Genomic DNA, 14,967 nt, shown 5'->3' with positions numbered 1-14,967 from the left:
TGCAGACACCTGATTGCACGTCATCGTACTGACCGGTCACGTCAGTTGGAGCAGGCCCCGCAAAAGATCGCGACTATCGGCCGGATCGGGGCTGTCGCTCTGCAGCTCGCCGACCACCCGCTCGTACTGGCCGACTTCCTCGGGCTTGTCGAGGTACAGGGCTCCTGTCAGCTGCTCCACGTACACGACGTCCGAGAGGTCCGATTCCGGGAAGCGCAGCATGGTGAACGCTCCGCTCTCGCCCGAGTGCCCACCGAAACTGAACGGCATGACCTGGAGGGTGACATTCGGCCGTTCCGAGATCTCGATCAGATGCTGGAGCTGACCCCGCATCACTTCCCGGCTCCCGTACGGGCGTCGCAGCGCGGCCTCGTCGAGTACGCAGTGGAAGCGAGGCGCACGCTCGGAGATGAGGAGCTTCTGCCGTTCGAGGCGCAGGGCGACGCGGCGCTCGATCTCGGCCCTGCTCGCGCCCTTCATGCCGCGGGCGACGACCGCGTGGGCGTACGCCTCGGTCTGCAACAGGCCGTTGACGAACTGGACTTCGTAGACGCGGATGAGCGATGCGGCGCCCTCGAGACCCACGTACGTCTGGAACCAGCCCGGCAGGACGTCCGAGTAACTGTGCCACCAGCCTGCGAGGTTGGCCTCTTTGGCGAGCGAGAGCAGCGCGACGCGCTCGGCCTCGTCGGTGACGCCGTACAGCGTCAACAGGTCCTCGACGTCCCTGGACTTGAAGCTCACCCGTCCCAACTCCATGCGGCTGATCTTCGATTCGGAGGCTCGGATCGAGTAGCCGGCCGCTTCACGGGTGATGCCGCGCGATTCCCTCAGGCGCCTGAGTTGCGAGCCAAGGAGCATGCGCCGTACGACCGAGCCGCTCGACTCCCCTGCGGTCACTTCGCTCAATCCTCCCCATCACTTGGAAGCCAGCAGTCTGCCATTAAACGCTTCAGGCCGTACTCGTTCGGTTACAGAAACGGAAAGCCTTCGGAAGTCCTCCACAAGAAGTCGTAGGAAGAAATGGGCAAGAAGTGGCACGGGATCGACCAAGTCCGGCGCGTGCACGTGCATCTGCCCTTGCATCTGCTGTACGCATTCGGAACCATGGTCCGCGCGCCACCACTTGTTCACCGTCGCACCGAGCTGTACCGATGCGTCGCGGCGCCGCTGTACCGACCGCACCACCGCTCCATCGCTATGTACCGCGAAACCGGGGAGTGCCTCGCATGGGGACGAATGGATCGACCATGCTCGAGCCGTTACGGCAGGGGCTTCCCCCACTCGACCCCTCAGCCGTCTCCAGCGCCGCGTCCTGCTCGCTGCCCGCCCGCTACGAAGCGGTGGGCAGCGCACGGCAGTTCACCCGCAAGACGCTGTGTCAGTGGGAACTGGAAGAGCGCTTCGACGACATCGCCCTCGTCGTCTCCGAACTCGTCACCAACGCCCTCAGACACGCGCTGCCCTCGGACACCCCGCGCGACCACGGCCCGCCGGTGCGCCTGCACCTGATGCGCTGGACCTCACGCCTGGTGTGCGCGGTGCGCGACCCCAGCGACGACAGTCCGGTCGCGCGCGAGACCGACGACGACTTCTCGGCCGAGTCGGGCCGCGGCCTGTTCCTGGTGGACTCGTTCAGCGACAGCTGGGGCTGGCACCCGCTCGCGGGCGCGCTGCGGGGCAAGGTCGTGTGGGCGCTGTTCCAGCTGGCCTGACGTTCCGGCCGGCGGCTGCGATTCAGATTCAGTGGCGTGAACACTGTTCAGGTGCGGGGCCGGCCCCGCACGGCTGACCGAGCGGGTCAGCCGCCGATCAGATGGTCGAACTCCCCGTCCTTCATCCCGAGCAGCATGGCCTCTATCTCGGCGCGCGTGTAGACGAGCGCCGGCCCCTCGGGAAAGCGCGAGTTCCGCATGGCGACATCGCCGCCCGGCAACTTCGCGAACTCCACGCAGGCGCCCTGCGAGTTGCTGTGCCTGCTCTTCTGCCAGACCACCCCATGAAGCTCCGTGGCGGCCATGCCGTTATACACGTGATGCACAGTCGCTCCCCGGTGGTGCAGTGCCTGGTGTGGCTCTAGATCGCTCTAGATGCAGTGGTCAACTGTCCCGGATCATAGCTGTGTTCACATGCTGATGCATGGGCAGATGCACGTGCACGCGGGGTGCTCTCTTGGTTACAGCTCTGTCAGCACCTGCCCAAGTCGCCCCGGGCCATGCGAACACCGTCCAGGCCGAAGCCTTGACGTACTGCTTGGATTACCGCTTGCCGCTTGCCGTACTGGTTCGTGTATTAGGTAGAGACGCACGGCGTGCCCTTCCTGTTCCAACGTTTACGCAACAGCCTGACGGCGGTGCGGTTCAGCGGGCCGAGCCGTAGGGCAGCAGGGCCATCTCCCGCGCGTTCTTGATCGCGCGGGCAAGCAGCCGCTGCTGCTGGGCGGAGACCCGGGTGACCCGCCGGGAGCGGATCTTCCCCCGGTCCGAGATGAACTTGCGGAGCAACTCCGTGTCCTTGTAGTCGATGTACGTGACCTTCGCCTGGTCAAGGGGGTTGGGGCGCGGCTTCTGCTCGCGTCCGGACGGCTTGCGCGGGGACATTCAGACCTCCAGGAGAGTGTCGAAAGCGGGGGGCAGGTGTTTCCAGGCGGCGCGCCCGGCGGCGTACTCCTCGTCCGTCAGGAGGCAGGACTCCAGGACCATTTCGAGCCCTTCCCGGTCCAGGCCGGGCGAGACGAAGACCAGATGCTGGCAGCAGTCGCCGTGCTCGGGATGCCAGTCGAGCGCGGCAGCGGCCCGCCGCACCGGCGGCACCATCTCCCACGCGGCATCGGGCAGCGAGGCCAGCCACGGCCCCGCGCTCTCCACGCACAGCGCACCGCCCGCCGCGTCCCAGCCGAGCAGCGTGTCCGGGTGGTCGGCGAGCCAGAACCGGCCGCGGCTGCGGGCCGCCGCGCAGGTCAGATCCTCCAGGGCTTGATAGAGCCGCTCCGGATGGAAGGGCCGGTCCCGATGCCATACGAGAGTGGCGACTCCCGCCTCGTCGGCATCGGTCGGCAGCAGCGCGCAGGACGGATGCTGGGCCGCGGCCGCCGCCTCGACGTCGAATCCGGCGAGCGCGGCACCCGCCAGGTCCCCATGACCGCTGATCGGGACCTGTCGGGCGGTCGGGTGGAGCTGGGCGAGGAGCGCGCGGTCCTCGTCGTCGGCCTCGGGAGAGTCCGCGACGGCGAGCACCGGCGCGTATTCCAGCTGACGGGCCCAGGTGTCGGCGACCGTGCGGTGATCCGTGGCGGCCGCGGCGAGCCCGGCGTCCATCAGGTCGTCGCCGTTGCCGAGGTAGGGCAGCAGGAGCGCCGGGTCGACGGCCGTGATCACGCCGGTCAGCCGCATCCCCTCGCGGGCGTGCGACGTGATCACCTCGGCCATCGCCTTGGGCTCGACGGAGTCCCACAGCTCGACGATCGCGAGCCGCGTGAGACCGGAGTCCGCGAGCCGTTCGAGCTCGGGCACCAGGTCCTCGCGCAGGGCGCAGCACGCACAGTCGTTGACCAGCGGCGCTTCGCCGGAGGAGAGCACTCCGCCGGTGTCGCGCACGGTGCGTGTGACGGTGCCGTGCACGGCGGACGAGAGGTCGTGGTGGAGCGCGACGCTTCCGGGGACGGTGGCGAGGAGCCGCTCGACGGCCTCCTTGCGGGCGTCGGAGTGGAGGCCGGCGACGATCGCGACGTCCAACTGGTTCACCGGATTCACAGAGTTCACCGGGTTCACCGCGCGCCGTAACGGCGCTCGAAGCGCTCCACTCGGCCGGCGGTGTCCATGACCTTGGCCGTGCCCGTGTAGAAGGGGTGGCTCGCGGAGGAGACCTCGACGTCGATGACGGGGTAGGTGCGCCCGTCCTCCCACTCGACCGTCTTCTCGCTGGTCGCGGTGGAGCGGGTCAGGAAGGCGAAGCCGGCGGACTTGTCGCGGAAGACGACGGGGCCGTACGGCGGGTGGATGTCCTTGCGCATGGCGGTCAGCGCTCCTCTCGGAAATCGACGTGGCGCCCGACGACCGGGTCGTACTTGCGCAGCGTCATGCGGTCGGGGTCGTTACGGCGGTTCTTGCGGGTCACGTACGTGTAGCCGGTTCCGGCCGTGGACCGGAGCTTGATGATCGGGCGGAGTTCGTTGCGAGCCATGGCGCTAGTATATGAAAATGAATCCCGTTTTCAAAACGGTTCCGCAGGGGCCCCCGTCCCCACGACCGAGAGGTGCGTCACCATGTCCGCCCACTGCCAGCTGACCGGCGCCACGCCGGGCTTCGGCAACCAGATCTCCCATTCGCACCGGCGCACGTCACGCCGCTTCGACGTCAACGTCCAGCGCAAGCGCTACTGGCTGGCGAGCGAGGGCCGCCACGTACGGCTGCGGCTCAGCGCCAAGGGCATCAAGACCGTCGACGCCATCGGCATCGAGGCCGCCGTCGCCAGGATCCGTGCGCGTGGGGTGAGGGTCTGATGGCCAAGAAGAGCAAGATCGCGAAGAACGAGAAGCGGCGCGAGATCGTCGCGCGGTACGCCGTGCGGCGGGCCGAGCTGAAGGAGATCCTGCGCAGCCCCTCCACCGGCGAGGCCGAACGCCGTTCAGCGCAGGCCGAGTTGGCGCGGCAGCCGCGGGACGCGAGCGCGACACGCGTCCGCAACCGGGACAGCGTCGACGGCCGCCCGCGTGGCTACGTCGGGAAGTTCGGCCTTTCCAGGGTGAAGCTGCGTGACCAAGCGCACGCCGGATTCCTCCCCGGGGTGCGCAAGTCGTCCTGGTAGCTTGGCGCGCGGTTTCATCGACTGCCATGTCTGTCTTGCGGGGGGACTTCAGTGCGCATGCACGTCCGGAACGTACGTATCGGTGCCGCGGCGGCGGGTCTTGTCGCCGCCCTTGTCCTGACCGGTTGCAGCAGTGACGGCGGCGACGGTGAGGACGAGGGCAAGGACAAGGGCTCGAACTCGGCGGGTTCCTCCGCCGGGACCGACGGGTCCCCGACACCGGACGAGGGCGGCGCGGACTCCGGGGCCGATGACGGCAGCTCCGAGGGCAGCTGGGTGGCCACCGCCGACGGGAATCCGCTGGCGCTGGTCATCGCCGGGAAGCAGGCGACGCTGCTCGGGGAGAACGTCCTGTGCAGCGGGACCGCCGGTGGCGAGAAGATCCGGCTCAAGTGCGTCAAGGGCGACTCGGACCGTACCGAGGGCACGGTCGAGTCGGTCAACGGCACGTCCATGACGGTCTCTTGGCAGGGCGCGGGCGAGGACCAGTTCACCAGGACGAAGGGCGGGAAGCTGCCGGAAGGCCTGCCGACGGCGGGACTCCCTGAGTCCTGAGTCCTGAGCGGTGGGTGGTGCTCCGGGTGGGTGATGCTCCGGCTCGGAGCTGCTTGATGTGACGCGGTCAGCGGGCCGTGGGGCCTTGTTCGGGGCCCTGCGGTCCGTTGTCTGTTTGCGTGGTTGTTTCCGAGCCGTCCACCAGCATGGGCGGCGGTGCCGTGGACAGGGCGTCCGACAGTTCGTCGAGGGTCGCGAGGAGGAGCCCCGCTCCCCTGCGCACGACCCGGTCGGGGACGCCCTCGCCGTCCCACTCGCCGAGAGCCTCGCGCACGGCTTCCCACTTCGGCACGCGACGCTCGCGTACGGCCTTCGCGCCGTCTTCGGTCGCCTTGCGCAAGGCTTCCGCGAGGCGTTCGGCCGCGGGGACGGGGGTGGCGTCGCGGTCCGGTAGGTGAGCCTCCATCAGCATGGCCACGCGGCCGAGTTGGGCGAGGGCGTCCTCGGCGTCGGCGGCCGCGGCGCGGGAGAGGCCGCGGTGGCGTACCGGCTCGTTCTTGGCGCGGGCGCCCGCTTCCTGCCAGGCGATACGGGCGTCGCGGGCGGCCAGGAGCGCCTCGCGGACGTCCGGGCACGAGCTGCCGGCGGGGTCGGCGTAGCGGCTGACGACGGCCGCGGCGTAGCGGCCGTCCGCGATCAGCCAGTCGGCGAGGCGGTTGCGCAGGCGCGGGGTCTCCCAGGCCGGATACACGGCGTACGCGATCATCGCGAGGACGCCGCCGAGGAGCGTGAGGACGACGCGTTCCGGCACGGTCTGCGTCCACTGCTCGCCGCCCATGCCGAGCAGGAACACGACGTACGCGGCGACGCAGGCCTGGGCGGCGACCTGGCCCGTGCGCATCAGGAGGTACATCATCCCGGCGCAGAGCACGGCGAGCGCCGCGGAGAGCCCGGTGTCGGGGTGCGCCAACTGCACCACGCCCGTGGCCAGCGCGACGCCCACGAGTGTGCCGCCGAAACGGGCCACCGCGCGGGAGTACGTCTGCGAGAAGTCCGGGCGCATGATCATGACGGAGGCCATGGGGGCCCAGTATCCGTGACCGAGGGGAAGCCAGGTGCCGAGGAGATACCCCGCGGCGGCCACCCCGGTGACGCGGATCGCGTGCCGGGTGACGGGGGATTGGTGACGCCGGCGCAGCTCGGCCCGCATGGCGCGGAGGGCGGCGGGGAGGAGCGCGGGGAAGGTGGGGCGGAGGAGGGGGGTGGGGGTTGGAGGGGGTGGGTTTGGGGTTGTTGGGGGCGGGGTTGGGGTTGTTGGGGTGGGGGGCGCTGGGGCTGGGGTGGGCGGTGGGGGTGATGCGGCGGGGGCTGGGTCGGCGGGGGGTGATGCGGCGGGAGCCGAGTCGGCAAGGGGCGCTTCGGCGGGAGCCGAGTCGGCAAGGGGTGATCCGCCGGGCGCCGGGTCGCCAGGGGGTGATCCGCCGGGCGCCGGGTCGCCAGAGGCTGATCCGCCGGGCGCCGGGTCGCCAGGGGCTGATGCGGCAGGGGCCGGGTCAGCAGGGGCCGGGGCGGTAGGGGGTTTGCCTGCGGTTTCGATTACGTCTCTCAGGAGCGCGGCCAGGCGTTTCGCCGCTCGCTGCGCCGGGCCCGTGAGGATCGTGCCGGTGTCCGGGGTGCGCAGGGTGGCCACGGCCTCGGGTGGGATCTTCACCGGCTCGCCCTGCCGGATCGCCCTGGCCGCCGCGTCCAGGATCGCGCCCGACGCGGCCAGGATCTCGCGTACGCGGTCGCGTTCGGGGCCCTCTTCCGGGACGCCCACTGCGGGGTCGGCCAACGAGGCGAGCACCGGACGGATGCGTTCCGCGACGCCGCGGGCGCCGTGGAGTTCGGCGGGGCGGGTGCGGGCCTGACGCGGGGTGATGGTCGCCGCGTCGCGGGCCGCCATCAGGGGTTCCGGGTCGAAGTCGGCGTGGGGATCGTGGCGGAGGCGGCGGGCGTAGTCGGCCTCGGCCGCGAGCGCGTCGGCGAGGGCGTCCCGGTGGGCGCCCCATCTGCGTACGGGGAAAAGGATGACGAGGGCGGCCTGTACGGCGCCGCCCACCACCATCATCGCGGCGTGGCCGGCCGCGGCGGCGATGGAGCCGGGGAGGGTGACGGTGACCAGCATGATCGCGACATTGGACGAGGCGATGATGCCGATGGTCGGGCCCGCGGCCCAGCTCAGCCCCGAGAGGAAGGTCCAGAGGGAGAGGAGGGCCAGGAAGAGGAGGAGGTGGGAGCCCGTGAGGTAGCCGAGGAAGGTGGAGACGGCGAGGCTCGTGCCGGAGGCCAGGGCCAGTTCCGGGCGGGGGCGCCAGCTGCGTTGGAACGTGGCGATGGCGGCCTGGAAGGCGCCGAAGGCCGAGCTCGCGGCCACGGCCGGCCCGAAGAGGGTGAGGCTCAGGCCGATGACGACGGCGAGACCGGCTGCGCCACGGAGCGCGATCAGCGGCTCAAGCCGCTTCCGCTCGACGGTAAGCCCCGAGCGGCTGGTCTCCTTCAGCGCTCGAAGCCAGGTCACTCTGTGATGATACGGGGCATTTGGGGTGGCGTGGCGGGGGGCTGTGACGGGGGCGCCGTGACGCTGCGGGGTCACCCGGGGCGCTAGGGGAGGTGACGCCGCCCGGGGGCCACCCGCGCCTCGTCCGCCGCAGCCGTCCCATGCTCCCAACCCTCGCGATCCGTCGCGCCCCGCACCCGGGTGGTCGTGGTCCGAGGGAACATCCGCTCCGCATGCGACGTGACGGCCACGTCCCTCGCGGCCAGGACGGGGAGCAGCTCTCCCGCCTCCGGCGACCCCGCGGTCACGTCCTCCGCGGCGGCGGCCAACCGTGCACCGAGCCGGTTCGCGTACGCCAGGAGAAAGGCCTGACGGAACGTCTTCGTACGCTTCCGGCCGCCCGCCCGCTGCCCCGCCTCCGCCTTCGTCATCGCCGCCGTCCCCTGTACGAGGAGGGAGGTGTGCAGGAGTTCGACCACTTCCAGGTCGGACTCGAAGCCGACGACGGTCGAGAAGCCGTATGCCTCGTTCCACACCGCACGGCACCGGTTCGCCGTGGCGACCGCGTCCAGGAGGATCGCCTTCGCCGTCTCGTACGGGGCGTCCACGCCGATACGGCAGGCGCCCGGAGTGTCCTTGGCATGGGTGCGGGAGGCAAGCAGAGCCTCGTCGATGGTGTGCCTGGCCATGAGCTCCTGTGCCTTGGCGGTGAGCGCTTCCGCCTCCTCGGGAAACCCGGTGGCCTCGGCCTTGGCGAGCAGGGCGCGGATACGGGTGAGGATGCGGGGCTCGTCGTGCCCGGGCGGCGGGGGCGCGTGGAGCGGGGCGCCGGGAGCCGGGCCGACGGGCTCGATCGCGGGGAGGCGAAGGAGGAGCCGGTAGAGGGCGAGGGTGATGGTGGCCTGCGAAAAGCGATCCAGCTTCGGACCGGCCGGGGATGAGCGGTCGGCCCGGGGTCCGCCTGCGGAGGAACGGCCCGACTTCTCCGCTCCGGACCGAGACGAGCGGCCTGCCTTCGGACCTCCCGGGGACGAGCGATCCGCCCTCGCGTCGGACCTCCCGGACGAGCGGCCCGACTTCGGCCCGCCTGAGGACGAGCCGTCCGATCCGTCCGGCCACACGCCACCCGGAGACGAGCCGCCCGCCCTCGCGCCGGACCGGGACGAGCCGTCCGACCACGCGTCGGACCGAGACGAGCCGCCCGAGTTCGTGCCGGACCGGGGCGAGCCGTCCGGCTTCCCGGGTGTTGGGGTCGGTCGGTTCGGCCAGGTGACGGGGGTGACGTGGTGGGCCAGTTCGGAGAGTTGTGCGTGCCATCGTGGTGGGAGGGTGTCGCCGTACCGCCCGGTCTCCGTGGTGATCAGGCCTGCGGCCAGCTGGATCTGATGGGCGCGGTCGGCATCGTCCTGCCCACGGCCGACCATGCGTATGACGTCCGCCGGCTGCCAGCCCCGCTCCCATGCCCGGCGGACCAGCTCCTCGCCCCTGCGCCACAGCTCCGCGTCGGCCTCGGGGGCGGCCGCGAGGAGGGACGCGCCGGTGTCGAGTCCCTCGTCCCCGTCGGCGTACAGCGCTGCCGCGAACGCCTTGTCGATCACCTCTGTCACCTCGGCCACCGGATCATCCATACGTCAAGGGTATGGCTGGCCATACCCCCAGGACGCCCCCCAGTGGTCGTGCCCGGCGGGGCCGTGGGCGATTGGGTTGGGGCATGACCTCAACTGCCGTACGGCTCACCGCCGTCCGCCGCCACCACCACCGTGACGTGACCGCCCTCGACGGCGTCGACCTCGCGATACGTGCCGGCACCTTCACCGCGATCATGGGACCTTCCGGTTCCGGCAAGTCGACGCTGCTGCAGTGCGCCGCCGGGCTTGACCGGCCGACGTCCGGGACGGTCGAGGTGGGCGGCACGGAGCTGACGGGGCTGAGCGAACGGCGGCTGACCCTGCTGCGGAGGGACCGCATCGGCTTCGTCTTCCAGTCCTTCAACCTCCTGCCGTCACTGACCGCCGCGCAGAACGTCGCCCTGCCGCTACGGCTCGCCGGCCGCAGGCCTTCGCGCACGGAGGTGGGGGACGCGCTGGCCCGGGTGGGGCTCGGCGACCGCGCCCGCCATCGCCCGGGAGAGCTTTCGGGCGGACAGCAGCAGCGGGTGGCCCTGGCGCGGGCACTCGTCACCCGCCCCGCCGTCCTGTTCGGCGACGAGCCGACCGGCGCGCTCGACACGTCGACCAGCCGTGAAGTGCTCGCACTGTTGCGGGAGTTGGTGGACAGGGAAGGCCAGACGACCGTGATGGTGACGCATGACCCCGTGGCGGCGTCGTACGCGGACCGGGTGGTGTTCCTGGTGGACGGACGGTTGGCCGACGAGGTGCTCGCACCGGATCCGGGGGAGGTGGCCCGGCGGATGGCGGGGCTTGAGGCGGGTGCGGGTGCGGGTGCGGGTGCGGGTGCAGGCGTGGACGCCGGCGCGGGCGTGGGGCGTTCCGCCGTCAGCGGCACGGGCGCCCCGATCGTGGGTGGTCGGTGATGTTCTTCGCCTCCCTGCGTACCCCGTGGGTCGGTCTTCTGGGTGCGTTTGTCGCTGTCGCACTCGGCGTGGCCCTCACCGCCGCGATGGGGCTCGGACTTGCCTCGACGCTCAGCGCGCCTGAGCGGGATCCGGTCCGGTTCGCCGGGTCTCCCGTGGTCGTCATGGGCCAGAACACCCTGACCGTGCCTGTGCGGCGCGGCCCGGACACCACCCGCGTATCGAAGCCGCTCGCTCATCCACACCCTGTGGACATCGAACTGCTGCGCGACCTTCGGCGCCTCGGGCCGGTACGGCTCGACGGGACGAAGCGGGACGCAGTGGGGGTAAATGCCCCGGTCGGGAAGGTGCGGGACGTCGTCGGGGACCGGGCACGCGTCCTGACCGGCGGCGACCGGCGGCTCGCCGATCCGGAGCCGGGGCGTGACGCGGAAGCGTTGGTGGCGGTGAACTCGTTCCTCGGGACGGCGGGCGGGGTGTCCGCGTTCGTGTCCGTTTTCGTCACGGCGTCCACCTTCTCCTTCGTCGTGGCGCTGCGGCGGCGGGAGTTCGGGCTGCTGCGGATGGCCGGAGCGACACCGGGGCAGATGCGCGGGACGGTGCTCGCGGAGGCGCTGGCGGTGGGCGTCGTGGCCTCCGGGGCCGGGTGCCTGCTGGGGTCCTGGGGCGCGCCGGTTCTCGCCGATGCCCTGGTGGACGCGGAGATCGCTCCGGAGTGGTTCGGGATCGGCGGGGCGGTCTGGCCGTACCACCTCGCGTTCTGGGTGGGCGTATCGGTGGCCTTCTCCGGGGCCTGGATCGCCTCGCGGCGTGCGGGTCGCGTGGGTCCCGTCGAGGCCCTGCGGGACGCGTCCGTCGACACCGGGGTCATGCCGTGGAGCCGGCGCGTCGTGGGGAGCGTGCTGCTGGCGGCGGGGCTCGGGCTGATTGGCTGGACGCTGTGGAGCGATCCGTCCGCGCTGATGAAGCGGAAGACGTACACGACCCAGCCGATGATCCTGATCACGGCGCTCGCCGTGCTCACCCCCCTTCTCGTACGGCCCGTCCTGCGCGCCGTCCGCCTTCCCGGCGCGATCGGCCTCCTGGTCCGCGAGAACTCGGCGGCCTCCGTGCGCCGCACCGCGGCCGTCGCCGCGCCCGTCCTGGTGACGGTGGCTCTCGCGGGCTCGCTGCTCGGCTCGGCGGAGACGGCGGGCGAGGCGCGGGCGGCGGAGGCGCGGGAGCGGACCGGGGCCGAACTGGTGCTGACGGGCAAGGATCTGAGGCAACCGGAGCTGCTGGGGAGGACCGAAGGGGTCGCGGTGGCCGTGCCGTCCGCTTCTACGGCCGTGTTCGTACGGGAGGAGGGCTCGGCGCTCGTCCGGTCGGAGGCGCGGGCCGTGCGCGACCCGGCCGCGTTCGCCTCGGTTTCACGGCTTCCGGTGGTGGCGGGGGACGTACGCGATCTCGACGACCGGTCGATCGTCGTCAACGAGGAGTGGGAGCGGCGGCGGGTGGGCGAGTGGGTCGGCGTCTGGCTCGGGGACGGCAGACCCGCGCGGCTGCGGATCGTCGCGGTGCTGGCGCGGGGTACCGGGGACAACGGTGCATACGTCACGTCCGCGAACGCGGGAGCCGGCGCGGCGGTGGACCGCGTCGACGTGGGGCTACGGGACGGGGCGGACCCGGCTGCGGTGGCGGCGGACCTGCGGGAGCGGGGCGGGGGCGGGCTCCGGGTCCGCACGGCGGATGAATGGCTGACGGACACGCACCCCGCGACGAAGCCGCAGACACGGCTGGGGCTGCTGATGCTGCTGGGCATCGCGTTGCTCTACACGGCGATCTCCCTCGCGGGAACCCTGCTGATGGCGACGTCGGCACGCGGCCCTGAACTGCGCTCGCTGCGGATGGCGGGGGCCACGCGGTCACAGGTACGGCTGGTCGTCGCCGGTGAGTCCCTGCTGGCCGTGGCCGTGGGCGCGACCCTGGGCCTGGCGGTGACCGCACTCAACCTGGGCACGCTGAGCGCAGGCCTCACGCGCCTGTCGGCACCGGCGGGGGTGGCGGTCCCGTGGGAGATGGTGGGGGCGGCTGCGGGGGCCTGCGCGGTGGTGGGGCTGGCGGCGGGGGTACTGGGGGTGCGCCGGCGGGGGTGAGGAGCCGGAGGCTTTGCTTTGGCACTGCGGGTCGCCTGGTGTCGGATCGCCCGCGCGACCCGCCGCTCGGGGACACACCCCCCGACCTCCGGCACCCCAACGCCCGGACGTGGAGCATCCCGCCCTGCGACCCCGCGCCTCGGAGCGACCCGGACCCGCCGGCCGGGGTAAGGGGCCGGAGGCTTTGCTTTGGCACTGCGGGTCACCTGGTGTCGGATCGCCCCGGCGACCCGACGCTCGGGGACACACCCCCCGACCTCGGCACCCCAGCGCCCGGACGTGGAGCATCCCGCCTGGGGCCCCGCACCTCGGAGCGACCCGGACCCGCCGGCCGGGGTAAGGGGCCGGAGGCTTTGCTTTGGCACTGCGGGTCGCCTGGTGTCGGATCGCCCCGGCGACCCGACGCTCGGGGACACACCCCCCGACCGCCGAAACCCCAGCGCCCGGGCGTGGGGCATCCCGCCTGGGACCCCGCGCCTCGGAGCGACCCGGACCCACCGGCCAGATCGACCCAGCCCCGCTGGCCAGACCGACCCAGCCCCGCAGGCGAGTGGCCCCGGCCTGCAGGTGACCCGAACCTCGCAGCCCGGAGCAGCCAACCGTGAGCCCAGAACGCCCCAAGCCCCGCACAAGTCCCGCACAAGCCCCACCAGCAGCACCGATCCCTCCTGCCCCACCACCCCTCCCCACCACCTTCCGCCGCATTGTCAGTGCCTGCTGACACACTCGGGCGTATGACCGAAAGGTGGGCCCTTGCTGCCGCCGAGGCTGGTGGCGTCGTCCTTGCCCCCCTCGGGGACGACGGCCTGCCCGCGGGGCCGGTGCGGCATGAGCGGGACCTTGTCGCCGCCGTCCGTGCCAGGCCCGAGGTGAGCCGCTGGGTCTGGCGCTCCACCGCCGAGACCTATCCCGCGCTGCTCGCGGCAGGCGTCCGGGTGAGCCGGTGTTACGACATCGAGGACGCCGAGCTCCTCCTCCTCGGTCACGAGGGCCGCCTCGGCGAGCCCCGCTCGGCCGCGGCCGCCTGGGCCCGGCTGCACAACGCCCCGGTGCCGGCCGACCCTCCCCCCAGAGCGGCCTCCCCCGGCGCCCAGGACTCCCTCTTCGAGCCCGCCCCCTCGACGGCCCTCCCCTTCGACGCCCTCCTGGAGGTGTATGCCGCGCAGCAGCGAAGACACGAGGCCGCCGAGCACCCCGGCAGGATGCGGCTGCTCACGGCGGCCGAGTCGGCCGGCCTGCTGGTGGCCGCCGAGATGAACGTGGCGGGGCTGCCCTGGCGCGCCGACGTCCACCACGCCCTGCTCACCGAGCTCCTCGGCGAGCGCTACGCGGGCGGCGGCAGGAACGCGGGCGCGGCCGAACCGCGCCGCCTCGCCGAGCTGGCCGACGAGATCTCCGCCGCCTTCGGCCGACGCGTCCGCCCCGACCTGCCGAACGACGTCATCAAGGCCTTCGCGCAGGCCGGGATCAGGATCAAGTCCACCCGCCGCTGGGAGCTCGAGGAGATCGACCACCCGGCGGTGCGGCCCCTCGTCGAGTACAAGAAGCTGTATCGGATCTGGACGGCGCACGGCTGGAGCTGGCTCCAGGACTGGGTGCGCGACGGCCGCTTCCGGCCCGAGTACACCCCGGGCGGCACCGTCAGCGGCCGCTGGACCACGAACGGCGGCGGCGCGCTGCAGATCCCCAAGATCATCCGCCGCGCGGTCGTCGCCGACCCCGGCTGGCGGCTGGTCGTCGCCGACGCCGACCAGATGGAACCGCGGGTCCTCGCGGCGATCTCCCGCGACCGGGGCCTGATGGAGGTGGCCGGAAGCCACGAGGACCTCTACACGCGGCTGTCCGACCGCGCGTTCTCCGGCGCCCGCGACCACGCCAAGATCGCACTCCTGGGCGCCGTGTACGGACAGACGTCGGGCGACGGCCTGAAGAACCTGGCGGCACTGCGCCGCAGATTCCCCGCCGCGGTCGCGTACGTCGACGACGCGGCGAAGGCGGGCGAGGAGGGCAGGCTCGTACGGACCTGGCTGGGGCGCACGAGCCCGCCGGCGGCAGGTGCGGACGACTTCGACGAGGCGGGCATCCCGCAGGACACCCCGGCCGAAGTCCCGTCCCAGGACGGCGAGTTCACTCCCGGGTACGCCTCGAGCAACACCCGCGCCCGTGGCCGCTTCACCCGTAACTTCGTCGTCCAGGGCAGCGCGGCCGACTGGGCCCTGCTGATGCTGGCGGCGCTGCGTCAGTCCATCGCCGCGGCCGGACTCCGCGCCGAGCTGGTCTTCTTCCAGCACGACGAGGTCATCGTGCACTGCCCTCAGGAGGAAGCCGAGACGGTCACGGCGGCGATCCGCGCGGCCGGGGACCTGGCGGGGCGCATCACGTTCGGCGAGACACCGGTGCGTTTCCCGTTCACCGTCGCGGTGGTGGAGTGCTACGCGGACGCGAAGTAGCCGCCGTCC

15 protein-coding genes are annotated in these 14,967 nt (G+C 72.0%); 7 read left to right on the top strand and 8 right to left on the bottom strand.

All coding sequences use genetic code 11. The annotated features are described in order from the left end of the window. Positions 1-36 precede the first annotated feature (36 nt). A complete protein-coding gene (locus tag ACWD02_RS28395; RefSeq protein WP_451215234.1) occupies positions 37-900 on the bottom strand; it encodes a helix-turn-helix domain-containing protein in 864 nt (287 codons plus the stop codon). Between the two features lie 329 nt (positions 901-1,229). Between ACWD02_RS28395 and ACWD02_RS28390 the strand changes: the two genes are divergently transcribed. After that, positions 1,230-1,715: an ATP-binding protein gene (locus ACWD02_RS28390; RefSeq protein WP_160506374.1), complete on the top strand. Its 486-nt coding sequence runs from the start codon at positions 1,230-1,232 to the stop codon at positions 1,713-1,715. An 86-nt stretch (positions 1,716-1,801) separates the two neighbouring features. On the opposite strand, the gene ACWD02_RS28385 is transcribed toward ACWD02_RS28390, so the two are convergent. The 5 genes from ACWD02_RS28385 to rpmG all read right to left on the bottom strand — a co-directional run bounded on the left by ACWD02_RS28385 (position 1,802) and on the right by rpmG (position 4,182). Further along, on the bottom strand, positions 1,802-2,041 hold the full coding sequence (locus ACWD02_RS28385; RefSeq protein WP_363210578.1) for a DUF397 domain-containing protein: 240 nt from the start codon (positions 2,039-2,041) through the stop codon (positions 1,802-1,804). 319 nt (positions 2,042-2,360) lie between these two features. Beyond that, positions 2,361-2,600, bottom strand: coding sequence for a 30S ribosomal protein S18 (gene rpsR, locus ACWD02_RS28380; RefSeq protein ID WP_451215233.1), 240 nt, complete (start codon positions 2,598-2,600; stop codon positions 2,361-2,363). Next, positions 2,601-3,761, bottom strand: a complete 1,161-nt coding sequence (locus tag ACWD02_RS28375; protein WP_451215232.1) for a CobW family GTP-binding protein — start codon at positions 3,759-3,761, stop codon at positions 2,601-2,603. Positions 3,762-3,766: 5 nt separating this feature from the next. Then, positions 3,767-4,012 carry a type B 50S ribosomal protein L31 gene (locus ACWD02_RS28370; RefSeq protein ID WP_451215231.1) on the bottom strand — a complete coding sequence of 82 codons (246 nt, stop codon included), beginning with the start codon at positions 4,010-4,012 and terminating at the stop codon, positions 3,767-3,769. 5 nt (positions 4,013-4,017) lie between these two features. Next, positions 4,018-4,182 (bottom strand): 50S ribosomal protein L33, encoded by a 165-nt coding sequence (gene rpmG / locus ACWD02_RS28365; protein ID WP_009719228.1) that lies wholly within the window; start codon positions 4,180-4,182, stop codon positions 4,018-4,020. Positions 4,183-4,264: 82 nt separating this feature from the next. Here rpmG and rpmB point away from each other — a divergent pair, with 82 nt between their 5' ends. Genes rpmB through ACWD02_RS28350 form a run of 3 tightly spaced genes read left to right on the top strand, consistent with a single transcriptional unit; the run spans position 4,265 to position 5,361 of the window. Then, positions 4,265-4,501, top strand: coding sequence for a 50S ribosomal protein L28 (gene rpmB / locus ACWD02_RS28360; RefSeq protein WP_451215230.1), 237 nt, complete (start codon positions 4,265-4,267; stop codon positions 4,499-4,501). Continuing rightward, complete coding sequence (gene rpsN, locus ACWD02_RS28355) at positions 4,501-4,806, top strand: 30S ribosomal protein S14 (protein WP_451215229.1); 306 nt, start codon at positions 4,501-4,503, stop codon at positions 4,804-4,806. The genes rpmB and rpsN overlap by 1 nt, the downstream gene beginning before the upstream one ends. A gap of 57 nt (positions 4,807-4,863) precedes the next feature. After that, positions 4,864-5,361, top strand: coding sequence for a hypothetical protein (locus tag ACWD02_RS28350; RefSeq protein ID WP_451215228.1), 498 nt, complete (start codon positions 4,864-4,866; stop codon positions 5,359-5,361). A gap of 67 nt (positions 5,362-5,428) precedes the next feature. Here ACWD02_RS28350 and ACWD02_RS28345 read toward each other — a convergent pair whose 3' ends face one another. Next, positions 5,429-7,861, bottom strand: a complete 2,433-nt coding sequence (locus tag ACWD02_RS28345) for an FUSC family protein (RefSeq protein ID WP_451215227.1) — start codon at positions 7,859-7,861, stop codon at positions 5,429-5,431. An 83-nt stretch (positions 7,862-7,944) separates the two neighbouring features. Continuing rightward, positions 7,945-9,468: a DUF2786 domain-containing protein gene (locus ACWD02_RS28340; protein ID WP_451215226.1), complete on the bottom strand. Its 1,524-nt coding sequence runs from the start codon at positions 9,466-9,468 to the stop codon at positions 7,945-7,947. Positions 9,469-9,551: 83 nt separating this feature from the next. Here ACWD02_RS28340 and ACWD02_RS28335 point away from each other — a divergent pair, with 83 nt between their 5' ends. The 3 genes from ACWD02_RS28335 (at position 9,552) to ACWD02_RS28325 (ending at position 14,958) form a co-directional block, all read left to right on the top strand. Then, entirely contained in the window at positions 9,552-10,373 is an 822-nt protein-coding gene (locus ACWD02_RS28335; RefSeq protein WP_451215225.1) for an ABC transporter ATP-binding protein, read from the top strand. Beyond that, positions 10,373-12,508 carry an FtsX-like permease family protein gene (locus tag ACWD02_RS28330; RefSeq protein WP_451215224.1) on the top strand — a complete coding sequence of 712 codons (2,136 nt, stop codon included), beginning with the start codon at positions 10,373-10,375 and terminating at the stop codon, positions 12,506-12,508. The genes ACWD02_RS28335 and ACWD02_RS28330 overlap by 1 nt, the downstream gene beginning before the upstream one ends. A 734-nt stretch (positions 12,509-13,242) precedes the next feature. Continuing rightward, positions 13,243-14,958, top strand: coding sequence for a bifunctional 3'-5' exonuclease/DNA polymerase (locus ACWD02_RS28325; RefSeq protein WP_451215223.1), 1,716 nt, complete (start codon positions 13,243-13,245; stop codon positions 14,956-14,958). The last annotated feature ends 9 nt before the right edge of the window (positions 14,959-14,967 follow it).

Source organism: Streptomyces sp. NPDC002853 (genome assembly GCF_053591915.1).
Note: the sequence above shows the minus strand (reverse complement) of the source record. Positions and strands in the feature narration are given on the sequence as shown.

Bases quoted from the DNA above. Each gene is read 5' to 3' on its own strand.
- ACWD02_RS28390 (WP_160506374.1), top strand. From the start codon at position 1,230: ATGGGGACGAATGGATCGACCATGCTCGAGCCGTTACGGCAGGGGCTT.
- rpsR (WP_451215233.1), bottom strand. From the start codon at position 2,600: ATGTCCCCGCGCAAGCCGTCCGGACGCGAGCAGAAGCCGCGCCCCAAC.
- ACWD02_RS28370 (WP_451215231.1), bottom strand. From the start codon at position 4,012: ATGCGCAAGGACATCCACCCGCCGTACGGCCCCGTCGTCTTCCGCGAC.
- rpmG (WP_009719228.1), bottom strand. From the start codon at position 4,182: ATGGCTCGCAACGAACTCCGCCCGATCATCAAGCTCCGGTCCACGGCC.
- rpmB (WP_451215230.1), top strand. From the start codon at position 4,265: ATGTCCGCCCACTGCCAGCTGACCGGCGCCACGCCGGGCTTCGGCAAC.
- rpsN (WP_451215229.1), top strand. From the start codon at position 4,501: ATGGCCAAGAAGAGCAAGATCGCGAAGAACGAGAAGCGGCGCGAGATC.
- ACWD02_RS28350 (WP_451215228.1), top strand. From the start codon at position 4,864: ATGCACGTCCGGAACGTACGTATCGGTGCCGCGGCGGCGGGTCTTGTC.
- ACWD02_RS28340 (WP_451215226.1), bottom strand. From the start codon at position 9,468: ATGGATGATCCGGTGGCCGAGGTGACAGAGGTGATCGACAAGGCGTTC.
- ACWD02_RS28335 (WP_451215225.1), top strand. From the start codon at position 9,552: ATGACCTCAACTGCCGTACGGCTCACCGCCGTCCGCCGCCACCACCAC.
- ACWD02_RS28330 (WP_451215224.1), top strand. From the start codon at position 10,373: ATGTTCTTCGCCTCCCTGCGTACCCCGTGGGTCGGTCTTCTGGGTGCG.
- ACWD02_RS28325 (WP_451215223.1), top strand. From the start codon at position 13,243: ATGACCGAAAGGTGGGCCCTTGCTGCCGCCGAGGCTGGTGGCGTCGTC.